Source organism: Neobacillus sp. BF23-41 (genome assembly GCF_041106275.1).
Genome location: NZ_JBGBPR010000016.1, coordinates 1 through 12614, shown reverse-complemented (window position 1 = coordinate 12614; position 12614 = coordinate 1). Strand labels below are relative to the sequence as shown.

The window sequence follows — 12614 nt, the reverse complement described above, 5'->3', positions numbered from 1 at the left end:
TTATTTTTGAAAAGGTGGAATTGGATGTCGTCAAATATTGCGCTGTTAACACAATTATTTGAAGAAAATCGCAATGAAGCAAATGCCGAACCGATGAAGAAATATATGAAAGATCATTTCCCCTTCTTGGGCATCAAGAAACCACAGCGTAGTGTGCTGGAAAAGCAATTTTTTCAAGAGACAGGGATCTTAAAAGAGCCGTTTAACCAAGATTTGATTCGAGAACTTTGGGCGAAGGAAGAACGAGAATACCAATATACAGCATTGGTTTATATGGAAAAATCGTTGAATAAGCTCGAGAAAACGGATTTGCCATTTATGGAGCAACTGATTACAACCAAATCTTGGTGGGATACGGTTGATGCGATTGCTCCCAAGCCGGTTGGGAAAATTGCCGAGAAATTCCCTGAAGTGGTGGCCGAAACAATTAATGGCTGGGCCAATGACGACAATCTATGGCTGCGAAGAGCGGCACTGCTTTTTCAATTAAAATATAAGGGAAAAACGAATGAAGAATTGCTTTATCAATACATACAGCAAAATGCGGACAGCAAGGAATTTTTTATCCAAAAGGCAATTGGCTGGGTGTTACGGGAATATTCGAAGACAAATCCCACCTCTGTAAAGGGATTTATTGAAGGAACAAAGTTAGCACCGTTAAGTGTTCGCGAGGGTAGTAAGTATTTAGCATGAGCATATGGGAGATAATGTTTTGGTAATCATGTTAAAATGGCAATAATGAAAATGGATAGAGGGTGGACAACATGATTAAATGTATTGCATCAGACATGGATGGAACATTATTGAATTCGAAGCAATTAATCAGTGAGGAAAATAAGGACGCGATCGTAAAAGCACAAGCGCAAGGAATTGAATTTGTGGTCGCAACGGGAAGGTCGTATCAAGAAGCAACTTACGTCCTAGCTCAAGCAGGCATAAATTGCCCGGTTATCTGTGCGAATGGCGCAGAGGTACGCTCCAAGGAAGGAGTCGTTCTTTCAGCCACACCAATCAGCAAACAAATGGCAAGAGAGGTAGCGGCAAGGCTAAGGGAAAAGGATATTTATTTCGAAGTATACACAAACAAAGGTGCCTTCACGATGGATGCCGACAAGGCGGTTTCCATTCTCGTTGACATCATCATGAGTGCCAATCCCGAAGTAAATCGAGAAGAGATTACTGAGGCTGCTGGGGCTAGACTACGTGATGGCCTAGTACATACGATCGAGGATTATGAACTTTTATTTGCTGATGAAAACTATCAAATCTATAAATTACTTGCCTTCTCTTTTGATGCAGACCGATTGGAGTCAGCAAACGAGTCCCTTTCAGAGCTAAAAGGAATCGTCGTTTCAACGTCTGGCCATGATAATTTGGAAATTACCAATACACAGGCTCAAAAGGGGATTGCACTGGAGTCGTTTGTGAAATTAAAAGGGATTGATTTAGCTGAAACCATGGCGATTGGCGATAATTATAATGATGTTTCCATGCTTGAAAAAGCAGGAAGATCGGTTGCGATGGGGAATGCTGATTATTACATAAAGTCTCTTTGTGATGTGATTACGGATACGAATGAAGAGAGTGGCGTAGGGAAGGCAATTCTTGAGGTAATTTAAGAAAGGTAGGAGTCAATGAATAAAGCTTGTTCTATTTTACTACTGATGGTTGTCTTGTTGTCGGGCTGTTCTCTTTTTGAAAAGGACGACAGAATCCAAGAGGAAGAGGTCGTTGTCAATCAGCCAAATATTGAAGTTTTGGCTGGAAAATTGCAAGTGCCATGGTCAATTGACCGGATAAATCAAGCTTTCTACATCAGTGAACGAACCGGAAACATTGTTAAGATGGAAAACGGTAAAATAGAACGCCAGCCAGTTCGTTTAGAAAAGCCGCTTGCCAAGGCGGCTGAAGCGGGGCTGCTAGGTTTTGTTCTTGATCCTCAGTTTCAAGATAATCATAAGGCGTACGCCTATTATACCTATAGTGATGATGGCAAGGGGCAATTTAATCGGGTGATTGTCCTAAGGACGAACGGTTCTGTGTGGTCCGAGGAGAAAATCCTGCTTGATCGGATTCCGAGTGCTGCCTATCATCACGGCGGCAGGCTGAAAATCGGTCCGGATGGGATGCTGTACATCACCACAGGTGATGCGACCACTCCGGAAACGGCTCAGAATTTGAAAACGTTAAATGGGAAAATTTTACGAATGAACTTAGATGGAACGATTCCTGAGGACAACCCTTTTCCAAACTCATATGTCTACAGTTATGGCCATCGCAATCCACAGGGATTAGTGTGGGTTGGCGGGACTTTATATGCAAGTGAGCACGGTCCATCGGCTCATGATGAAATCAATCGGATTACCCCAGGGTCGAATTATGGGTGGCCGGTAATTCAAGGTCCGGAACAGCAAGCGGGGATGGTAACCCCATTGTATCAGTCCGGTGATGAAACGTGGGCACCGTCCGGGCTGGCTGCGGCGAATGGGAAGCTTTATGCAGCAACATTAAGAGGCAATGCCGTCCGCGAATTTGGATTGCGTCAGATGATTACCAGACCCGTTATTACAAGTCTGGGGCGAATCCGAGACCTGTATGTCGACGGCGACTACCTCTACTTTGTCAGCAACAACACCGACGGCAGAGGAAACCCGGACGAAAACGACGATAAACTATACCGCGTGCTATTAAGAGAATTGTAAACTAAGTCCAAGAAGGGTGTCAGGCACCATGTGAATTTCTCACATGGTGCCTGACACCCTTCTTCGATCAATGGTAATAGAAGAGTTGAATAAGGGATGAGAGACAATGGGACACTATTGGAATAAAAACAGGTAACTTTCCTTAATATAGGGTGGTTGAATATTTATACCAATGGAATGATGCAAAACGTTATTAAACTCATTTAGCATACTTTATACTGTTGTTATGAAGAGATCTTTATAGGGGGATAAAATGGAACTATCTTTATTATTAGAGTATAGCTGGGTTCTGGGTTTTAATTATTTTGATTCTTCTAGAAGGTTTATTATCAGCTGATAATGCTTTAGTTTTAGCTATTATGGCAAAGCATTTGCCAGAAGAACAGCAAAAAAAAGCGATTAATATTGGATTGCTTTTAGCTTTTATATTTAGGATTGGGGCAATCTTTATTATTTCGTACCTTTTCCACGTTTGGCAAGTTCAAGCAATTGGGGCTGCTTATTTACTTTTCATCGCATTAAAACATTTACTAAAAAAGGATCACGGAGAAAAAGATAAAAAAGGGAAAAGCTATCGTATGACAGTTGCGCAAATTGCATTAGCAGATATCGCATTCGCTGTTGATTCTATTTTAGCAGCAGTAGCTCTTGTCATTGCCCTGCCAGATACTCCAATGGGAGATATAGGGGGTATGGATGGGGCTCAATTTATTGTTATTTTATTAGGAGCAGTTGCAGGTTTAATTGTTATTCGGTTTGCAGCAGGATTCTTCGTTAAGATACTGACAGAACGTCCTAGTCTAGAAACAGCAGCAATGTTACTTGTCGGTTGGGTTGGGGTTAAGTTATTAATGCATACTCTTGCGCATCCATCACTGCACATTATTTCTCACGAGTTTGTTGAAGGACCCATTTGGAATACAATCTTTTGGTCAGTCATGCTTCTTATTGCTATAGGTGGATGGTTTTTATCTAAAGGAAAAATAGAAAAACCCAGAGAAGTAAAATAAATATATTGACTGAAAAAATAACGATTTTATATAATGTTATGTCTTGGAATAAATTGAAATTAGGTAATTAATGTAAAGAGTTAAAGAGATTGGTGTTACCAATCTCTTTTGTAGTGCTAATTCGAATGGTTATTTTTATTGTGATTTGTCTGTAATTTACGGTGCGTTTTGGTGTTTTCCCCTCATAACGGAACGCGTTATGAGTTTGCCCAGTTTTCTTAGAGAATTTCAATCTTTAAGGAGTTGACCTGGGAGACGAGGAGTTCTTCGTATTCTTTTTGGGCTTGGTAGTAGATTTCTTGTTCGCCGGCTTTTGGGTTTTCCTTTTTGACTTTTTCAATTAAGTCCTTTTGCACCTTCTGCGACATGACAATCATTCGATATTGCTGTTTTTCCGTTGCCCAAAATTTATCTGCGCCGTACTCATTAATTAGCTTTTTAGCGGATTCGAACTGATTATATTGTTCGCGCGCTTTGAGGAGGGCTGCACCCACTTCAGTCTCGGCAGCTTTATGGCCCTTTTCATCCGCCAGTAAGGCCATCGCACGAAGGCGGATAATTTGCGTTAATAATTGATTTTTATCCTCAAGTGTTTTTTCCTGGGAATCTAAATAAGCCAATTCTTCCTCTAACTGTTTACCCGTGTATTTTTTCTGCGCGCTCTCACGGTTGATTTCCAGCTGTAACTGGTTAATAAACTTATAGAAGCTGACATCTTCATTGGTAATCCATTCGCCGTTGATGATGGCGACACCTTTTGGCTTGGTCACATTTAGATCGATGACTTTCTCTGCCTTTTTGCCTTCTTTTTCTAATGTAAACGCGGCCTCATATTTACCGCCCATCGGCAGGTTCACTTTGCCGGAGTAGGTCCCATTTTTGCCTTCCACAAGCTTAACATCATAGCTGCCATGGTCCATATTGGTCATCGATAATTGGGCAGATACATCGAGCCCTTTTACGGCCTTGTTGTTTTCGGTTACTTTTATTTCAAAGGGCATCGCTGTGTCCTTGACGAAATAAAGGTCCTTCGTCATTGTTACCTTATAGTCAGGGCCTGAACTGCATCCTGTGATTAAGGCAATCAGCAGAAGCAAGCTAAAGATAATCCGTGTCTTCATGAACTGATTCCTCCTAAATTATGAGTTTGTAAGAATTCATCTACTGTAAACTTTTCCATTTTTCCATTGTCCAAATAGGCGACATGGGTACAAATCTGCTTGATTTCATCGAGATGGTGGGAAGACAGCAGAATCGTTTTATCATGGAGGGAACCAAGGACCTCCAAAATTTCTTTTCTTCCGAGCGGGTCGATGCCGCTCGTTGGTTCATCCAGAATGAGCAGGCTTGAATCCTGATAAAGGGTGATTGCTAAACCAAGGCGCTGCAGCATCCCTTTGGAATATTTCTTCACTTGAACACCACGGTCCTCCCACAAGCTGACCGAGCGTAGCACCTGCTCGATCCGTTCCTGATTGGAAGTCTTGGTCACAGCTTCTGCAAAGAAGGTGATATTTTCAAGACCGGTCAGCATCGGATATAGCATGAATTTTTCCGGCAAATAAGCAATCGTCTTTTTCCATTCAACATTTTTCTTGTTAACAGCAGTCCCGTTAATCAAAATGTCCCCTTGCTTCACTGGCAGTAACCCAAGCAGACTATTGATGAACGTTGATTTTCCGGCCCCGTTGCGGCCAACAAGGGCACATATTTCGTTTGGGTTAATGTCTAGATTGATGGAATCTAAGACATTTTTTTTTCCAAACGATTGGTTTAAATTCGTTACTTTGATCATTCGTACCCCTCCTTACGGTTGAAAACAATCGCTGTTAAAAACGAAGTGATAAGCCAGAACAACAGATTTCCGAGCAGGAAGAATACGGGTTTCGTCCACATAAATGCTTGTAAGAGCCTTGACATATGGCCAAAGGAATATACCCCCGTGCCTGTTTCTAGAAACATTCGAATCGCTTGAAGCGGATTTAAAAAGTAGACGGAAGAAAATAGTTTCACATTTTCATAGGTGACATCAGGTAAGAACGACAGCAAGATAAAATCATGTAAGAAGAAAAAGTAAAACCAGACGAGGATCGTAAACCCTAAAATCTGCATCCGCGAGCGGCTAAAACTACCGATGGCCGCACCTATTTGCAGGAAGACGAGGCTCATACAAACGATTGCTGCCACAAAGATAAAATAGCCCTTTATATCGAGTTGGAAATTAAATTTTAATAGAAACAAATAGATGAAAAACCACGTAATCAGCGGGACAAGGACGACTGCATAAAGCCCAAGGCTTTTTTTAATTAGGAAGCTTCCGAAAGAGTCTGTCTTTGTTAGCAGCATGATCAATGTTTTTTGTTCCTTTTCTTGAAAAATCGAGAAGGCCCCGATAAATAGGCATAGAATCGGGATAAAATAGATAATCGTATCAAACAAGTTGATTAAGAGCACATAAAAGCCTTTATCAAATGAAAGGGCTGAGGAACGAAATAAAATCGCGATTGAAATGAGAACAATAATGCTTAGACTTAGCCAAAGCCCTTTTCCTCTTATATTTTCCTTCCATTCCTTCCAAATGTAATGCATAGTAGGTGTCTCCCCTTTATTAAAATCCCCACAATTAGTAAGCTGACAATAAGGAAAATAGCTTTCGTATGTGTTCCATTTGACGCTGTTAATGGGTGTGGGTCATTAAACATAATGGCTTCGTTTGTAAGTGCGGCATTCATTTTTTCATATATTTTCAGGGCCGGACTTTTTAAAAATAAATAGGATAATTCTTGGTCCTCCATTAATTGATATAAAGATGAACGATAGGTTATTGGAAAATCCCCAATGCGGTCTTGGTTTAAATCAGTGATCGGGAACGCGCTGCCCCAGTCATTCCCTTTGCCATCCTTGCTCCAGGAATTATTCTCATTATTGCCGCCAAGAGTTACCGCAGGAATCGTATTTTCGGAAATTTGGTTTAATGTAAATACTTGATCATTGGAACTCGCCCATAGTTCAATTCCGATTTGGTTTTGAACGATTTTGTTGTGACGAAATTCGTTTCTTGTCGCTTGATCGATATACAAACCACGCTGGTTCATGTAAAAGGTATTATTGGCGATAAAATTATCATTGGCTTGGAGGAGTAATAGGCCAAATGATTGGTTGCCATAGTTAACGATAAATTGATTATCCTCGAGCTTCAAATGATTGGAGTTCATAATGGCTGCGCCGCCGGTATTCATCGTGAAGGTATTTTTCATAAAAATGTTTTCGTCAGAATACATGTAATGCAGTCCATATCTTGTCTGGCTGATATTATTTTCATAGCTGTGATTGTTGTTGGCATATTCAAAGAACATCCCGTCCCGGGTGCCTTCAATCGTATTCTTTTCAAGCAGATTATCATTTGCATAATAAACGTGAATTCCATTTCCCTGCTCGGCGATTTTGCCCTTGCCCATTCCCTTAATATGGTTAGCACGAATCGTATTATCGTGAGCCTGGCTTAAATATATGCCGTGAAAGGAGTCGCGGATGTTGATATGTTCGACAACGTTGCTGTTTGTATAAATCTTGATGGCCGCGTATTCCTCAGCAGAGTTCCGGTTCATACTTCCATGCGTTACCGTTAGATGGCTCAGCTTCACATGAGGGGCTTTAATGGAAATGACGTTCCCCGTTCCGTCGCCCTTAATAACGGTTTTAGGTGAGCCAATAATCGTCATTGCTTTGTTGATGACAATATTGCCCTGATATGTTTTATTTTCAAGCTGTAATACCGCCCCATCTTTCAGGCTGTCGATGGTTGCTTGTAAATTTTCGGCGGCCAGCTTTTTCTCAGGGCTCATCAGTAGAAATAGAGAAAAAATGAAAGATAAGAGCGCAGTTTTTTTCATTTACTTTCGATCCTTCCATAACGGAATGAGTAACAGGATAAATGCTCCAATAAGTAAATAGGAACCAGGGCCAAGCACACTGTTGGTAATAAAGTTTGCTACTGTATTATGTCCCAAAATCGGCGGTACAAAAGGATCTATTTTAATGGGTGCTTCAGGGCTTAAATTTGTTCCGAAATCATGAAGTGCCTGCCGCAGGTCAATCACCCCAAGTAAGCCGCCAATTACAAACACGCCAATCAATCCATAAAGAATAGATTTTTTTCGAAAGACGGCGGTTAGTAAGGTAAGAATAACTAAACCACCAACAAGATAGGCAAGATAGCTCAATTCAGGGAAGTTTTCTTCACTAAAGTTATCCATCCCGATATAGTGGTTGAGACCATTAACAATGTCAATTTGTCCTTCGAGTTTATTTGGGTAAACAATGATATTTAGTCCCTCTGGATATTGCGGAGCAAAGAAAATCATTTGCCACCACGGGAAAAATAATGAGATGACCATCAAAATGGCTGAAACAACTATTAATATCGAAGAAACCACTGATAATTTTTTCGTTTTACCCTTCATGTTAACATCGCCTTTATTATAAAGTGGAAGCGCCTTGCTCAGCCCCGACAAGCATAAGGCAAGCCCTTCAAGAAGGCGTTTTTTGCCTTCTTAAGGGATTGACTTAGACCAAAGAGGGGCTAGGCGCTGCAACTAGATTTTATCGATAATAAGATTTGTAAACAGGGATGGGTATCAATCTATTTAATTGATACCCATCTCCAACATATTATTTCTTAGGTTTTACAAGGAAGTAACCGTTCATTTCTTGGTGGAGCGCAGAACAGAAGTTTGTACAATAAAGTGGGTAGGTTCCCGCTTTATTCGCGACAAATTCCATTGTGTTGGTTTGTCCAGGCTGAACTTCCATGTTTAAGTTATAGCTGTTGATGGCAAATCCGTGTGTAATATCCTCATCGAAATCAATATTCGTCAGATGGATGGTGACGTGATCTCCTTCATTCACTTCAATGACGTCTGGTCGTTTTGCTTTTGCATCAAAGATGAATTTCGAACGCATCGCAATACCGTATACGTCAACTTTGTTGCCATTGCGGACGATTTTCGTATCACTCTGCTTGTAAACGGCTTCCTTATTCTTGACATCCTTAGGATATACATTAATCGTTTTAATCTTATCCGCTTTAATCATTTGTGCATAGTGCGGTTCAGGGTCTACTGGTGAAGATTGGATGACCTTCATCTTACCGCTGATATCAATCAATTGCATTGACTCAGGATGGGAAGGTCCGACAGACAAGTAACTGTCTTTAGCAATCTTGTTTAAAGCAATAATCCATTTTCCATCTGGTGCAACGGTATCACCTTCTGCGGCAACAGAGTGTCCTGGGGAATATTGAACAGGCACACGGTCTAATGTTTCACCTGTATTTGGATCCCATTTCACGATTTCAGAAGAAATGAACATCGTTGTATAGGCCATGCCTTTGTCATCAAATTGAGTGTGAAGCGGTCCTAAAGCGTTTTCAGGGTTTACTTCTCTTTCCATCACTGATTTGTAATTAAGAATTGGAATCCCATTCCGTTCACCAGCGAAGTCTTTGTTTGCGACCGCTTTAAACGCTTTTTCAAACGAGAAGACAGTCATTGTCGGTGCTAATTTTCCTGAAGCGATGAATTGCCTTCCATCTGGTGTGACGTCAACACCATGTGGTGATTTAGCGACAGGAATTAAATAAATTCCGCCTTTTTGTTTTTCAGGGAAAATCATTTTTTGACCGCCAACATTTTCGTACTTGCCTTCCTTGACCATTTTCGCAAGCTCTTTCCAGTTAAAAAGAACAATATAGTCACGATCAGCTTGTGATGCGTTAATTTCAAGATTAGTAGTCGCTTCTTCGGTATTATAAGTTGTCATTACCGCCCAATCACCTGATTCTTTTTTACCAGCATCAGATAGGTCATAGGACCATGGCGGAAGTGCCACTTGATAAGCAATACCTAGTTTTTGATTCTTTTCATTAAAGGTTACAGCAGACATAACACCACGGTATTGTGTGCCGAAGTCATCAAGAGATTCATACTTCTGGCCAAGCGGAACGGCGAAACGTGTTGGCAGGAACATGTACTCTGTATTTTCTGTCACGAATGCTGCACAGTGTGGGCCGGCAGTGTTCGGAACTTGAATGATATCTTTCGTCGTAAATGTTTTAAGGTCTACAACGGCGGCACGGCTGTTTCCTACATCAGTAGCAAACATATATTTTCCATCATAGTCGCCCTTTGTTTCTGAAAAGGCTGGATGGTGAAGGTCGCCCCATGTATAGTCGCCCATCATTTTTTTGGAATGCTCATCGAAACCGTATCCTGTTGCGGAATCTTGAGAGAATACAGGAATCGTTCTAATTTTTCGCATCGACGGAACCCCATAAATAAACATTTGGCCTGAGTGGCCGCCAGAGGCAAATAGGTAATAATCATCCTTTTGACCGAATGGCACAAACACCTTTTCTGCATCGTTCTTAGTGCTTGAAGAAGCTTCCGTATTCGTCTTTGCTGAGAAATCGGCAAAAGAGATCGTTGCTGCAACAAACCCTGCAAGCAGACCCGATGCAATCGGAATCCATTTTTTCATCTAATTACACCACCTTTTTATTTTTCAGAAGCTTGTTTAAGTAGTTCTAACACTTGTTTGCGTTCTACATCTGATAATGGATTTTTGCCAATAACGCCTGACATAACGGCAGAAGTAGGCGCCTTCAGGAATTCTTCAATCGGCTTGCCATGTTTCCCTTCCACGTTAGTAAATGCTTGGGAAAGGTCCGGTCCTACGGCACCGCCCTTAATATTTAATGCTTCAACACTGTGACAGCCAAGACAGCCCTTCTTGTTAAGGATGTTATCCTCATTAGCTGAAACGGTTGTTGCTTCCTTTGCATCCGTACTTTCATCTTTGGCAGCAGCAGTTTCTGTAGTTTCTGTTTGTGCCACCTGAGGCTGTTTTTCGGAATCCCCCATGATTACGCCAAACACTAAGTAGCCAAGTCCAAAGCCAAGTAATGCACAGACTACAAAACTAATAATGGCTTTATTCACTTTTTTTCCTCCCTTTTTATATAAAATGAACACCTTCATCCTAACCGCTCAAGAGGGAGAAAAATGTGAGCTAACTCACACCTTTTTTGTAGATTTTGAACGTTATGTGAAACCGATTGTTTCAATTGGCTTTATAACAATGAACATTTTGTGAATTTCGTCACTACATCAGCGGATGGAGTTGTTTACAATAGATGGTAAGTATTTATCAAAAGTAGAGTTCTTTAAAGGGGTGGTGAGAAGGATGAATCGAGTCGATTGTTTAAAAGATCCGCATCTAGGAGTCTATCAAGAAGTAATACAAACGGATTTGCTTCGAAAAATTGTTATTTTTAAGGATCTATCACAAAAGTCGCTTTCGATTATTGAAAAGAGGATTCAAACGCTGGAGTTGAAAAAGGGGGAACAGATCATTTCTGAGGCGGAGGTGGCCAAGGGGGTGTATTTTGTTCATTCAGGTGCTGTTAAGCTGACAAAGCAGGATGAGAATGGCAATGAAATTATTGTCTGTGTGAAGCAAAAAGGGGATGTGTTTGCAGAAGCCTGTTTGTTTACAAAGCGGACAGAATGCTATCCAGCGACAGCGACTATGCTCCAGGATGGAAAGATCTTCTTTTTGGATAAGTTGGAATTAGAACGGGATTTATTCAACCACCCAGAGCTGTCGATGCAAATGATCAGTTATATGAGCGATGCCTTACGGGAAATGACCTCACAATTACGAGATGTTGCCTTGCTCGATGTATATGCGAAGACAGTGAAGACATTAGAGCGCCTGGGAAATAAACTTAATAATGGTCTAAACAGATGGGATATTGAGATTCCCTTGACGATTCAAGAGTTTGCAACCGTCGTTGGCACGACGAGAGAAAGCGTAAGCCGTGTTTTTTCCAAGCTAAAAAAAGATGGGATTATTGATATGAAGTCGAGGAAGATTATTATCCGGGATTGGTGTACGCTATGTACACTGCTGCACAGGGAATATTAACATTGAAAAAAGCCCTTCGCTATGAAGGGCTTTTCGTTTACTTATCAAATTTGTATGTCCAGAATCGTTCGTTGTTGATCCACTTCATCATTTGTGGGTCTTGATTTTTCAACTTCTCTTCCATACCAATAAACATCTGCTCGGTTTGCGACCGGTGAGCTTGGATGGCAGCCAGTTTTGTTTCTGCGACGGGGCTAATATCATTGACGATGTCTGGTTCCCCAATTTCGTCTACACAATTATTCGAAAAGGCTACACAGTGTAGGGTTGGCCGCACGGCAGCAGGCATCTTCCCAACTGCCCGAACAACCGCCGCACCGGTGGCATCATGGTCAGGATGAACGGAATAGCCTGGATAAAAGGTAATAATAAGAGAAGGGTTGACTTCCTCAATCAATGCTAACATTTTGTTGGCGAGTTTCTCTTCGTCTTCGAATTCAATCGTTTTATCACGGAATCCAAGCATGCGCAGGTCTTGAATGCCCAACACCCGAGCCGCTTCCTTCAATTCCTCTTTCCTAATTTTCGGCAGGTTTTCGCGATTGGTAAACGGGGGATTCCCCATGTTGCGTCCCATTTCTCCTAAGGTTAAACACGCATAGGTGACAGGAGTGCCGTTCTGTACATGGGTCGCAATCGTCCCGGACACACCAAATGCCTCATCATCAGGGTGCGGAAAAACGACCAAGAGGTGACGTTCTTTTTCCATAAATCATTCTCCTTTCGGGCCTTGCCTATTATCAATGGCTGTATTAATGGTTATTGTTGATATATTAGCCATGTTGATTGGAGCGGAAGGCGCGAGACTCCTGCGGGAGGACGGGGCTGGGGAGACCCCGCAGGCGCTTAGCGCCGATGAGGCTCCCCGGACCGCCCGCGAACCGCACGCGCCTGGAGCGGAAATTAACAGCCAAGT

Annotated in this window: 13 protein-coding genes; 5 read left to right on the top strand and 8 right to left on the bottom strand. The window is 41.7% G+C overall.

All coding sequences use genetic code 11. The features are described from left to right. Positions 1 to 24: 24 nt before the first annotated feature. From AB7942_RS21075 to AB7942_RS21060, 4 genes are all read left to right on the top strand, one after another. The gene (locus AB7942_RS21075) at positions 25 to 693 is read left to right on the top strand and encodes a DNA alkylation repair protein (protein WP_369448392.1); all 669 of its coding nucleotides are present in this window, start codon (positions 25 to 27) and stop codon (positions 691 to 693) included. A 71-nt stretch (positions 694 to 764) separates the two neighbouring features. Then, entirely contained in the window at positions 765 to 1619 is an 855-nt protein-coding gene (locus AB7942_RS21070; RefSeq protein WP_369448391.1) for a Cof-type HAD-IIB family hydrolase, read from the top strand. Between the two features lie 15 nt (positions 1620 to 1634). Continuing rightward, entirely contained in the window at positions 1635 to 2702 is a 1068-nt protein-coding gene (locus AB7942_RS21065; protein WP_369448390.1) for a PQQ-dependent sugar dehydrogenase, read from the top strand. Positions 2703 to 2980: 278 nt separating this feature from the next. Continuing rightward, positions 2981 to 3712, top strand: coding sequence for a TerC family protein (locus tag AB7942_RS21060; RefSeq protein WP_483310896.1), 732 nt, complete (start codon positions 2981 to 2983; stop codon positions 3710 to 3712). Positions 3713 to 3930: 218 nt separating this feature from the next. On the opposite strand, the gene AB7942_RS21055 is transcribed toward AB7942_RS21060, so the two are convergent. The 7 genes from AB7942_RS21055 to AB7942_RS21025 form a co-directional block, all read right to left on the bottom strand. After that, positions 3931 to 4833 (bottom strand): FixH family protein, encoded by a 903-nt coding sequence (locus AB7942_RS21055; RefSeq protein ID WP_369448389.1) that lies wholly within the window; start codon positions 4831 to 4833, stop codon positions 3931 to 3933. Then, a complete protein-coding gene (locus AB7942_RS21050) occupies positions 4830 to 5507 on the bottom strand; it encodes an ABC transporter ATP-binding protein (RefSeq protein ID WP_369448388.1) in 678 nt (225 codons plus the stop codon). The genes AB7942_RS21055 and AB7942_RS21050 overlap by 4 nt, the downstream gene beginning before the upstream one ends. Further along, the gene (locus AB7942_RS21045; RefSeq protein ID WP_369448387.1) at positions 5504 to 6301 is read right to left on the bottom strand and encodes an ABC transporter permease; all 798 of its coding nucleotides are present in this window, start codon (positions 6299 to 6301) and stop codon (positions 5504 to 5506) included. The genes AB7942_RS21050 and AB7942_RS21045 overlap by 4 nt, the downstream gene beginning before the upstream one ends. Further along, entirely contained in the window at positions 6265 to 7605 is a 1341-nt protein-coding gene (gene nosD, locus AB7942_RS21040; protein WP_369448386.1) for a nitrous oxide reductase family maturation protein NosD, read from the bottom strand. The genes AB7942_RS21045 and nosD overlap by 37 nt, the downstream gene beginning before the upstream one ends. After that, positions 7606 to 8175 carry a hypothetical protein gene (locus AB7942_RS21035; protein WP_369448385.1) on the bottom strand — a complete coding sequence of 190 codons (570 nt, stop codon included), beginning with the start codon at positions 8173 to 8175 and terminating at the stop codon, positions 7606 to 7608. 208 nt (positions 8176 to 8383) lie between these two features. Then, positions 8384 to 10249: a Sec-dependent nitrous-oxide reductase gene (gene nosZ, locus AB7942_RS21030; protein ID WP_369448384.1), complete on the bottom strand. Its 1866-nt coding sequence runs from the start codon at positions 10247 to 10249 to the stop codon at positions 8384 to 8386. A gap of 17 nt (positions 10250 to 10266) precedes the next feature. Continuing rightward, positions 10267 to 10710, bottom strand: coding sequence for a cytochrome C (locus AB7942_RS21025; RefSeq protein ID WP_369448383.1), 444 nt, complete (start codon positions 10708 to 10710; stop codon positions 10267 to 10269). Positions 10711 to 10954: 244 nt separating this feature from the next. Here AB7942_RS21025 and AB7942_RS21020 point away from each other — a divergent pair, with 244 nt between their 5' ends. Then, positions 10955 to 11698, top strand: coding sequence for a Crp/Fnr family transcriptional regulator (locus AB7942_RS21020; RefSeq protein ID WP_369448382.1), 744 nt, complete (start codon positions 10955 to 10957; stop codon positions 11696 to 11698). A 37-nt stretch (positions 11699 to 11735) separates the two neighbouring features. On the opposite strand, the gene bshB2 is transcribed toward AB7942_RS21020, so the two are convergent. Continuing rightward, the gene (bshB2, locus tag AB7942_RS21015; protein WP_088084796.1) at positions 11736 to 12407 is read right to left on the bottom strand and encodes a bacillithiol biosynthesis deacetylase BshB2; all 672 of its coding nucleotides are present in this window, start codon (positions 12405 to 12407) and stop codon (positions 11736 to 11738) included. Between the last annotated feature and the right edge of the window lie 207 nt (positions 12408 to 12614).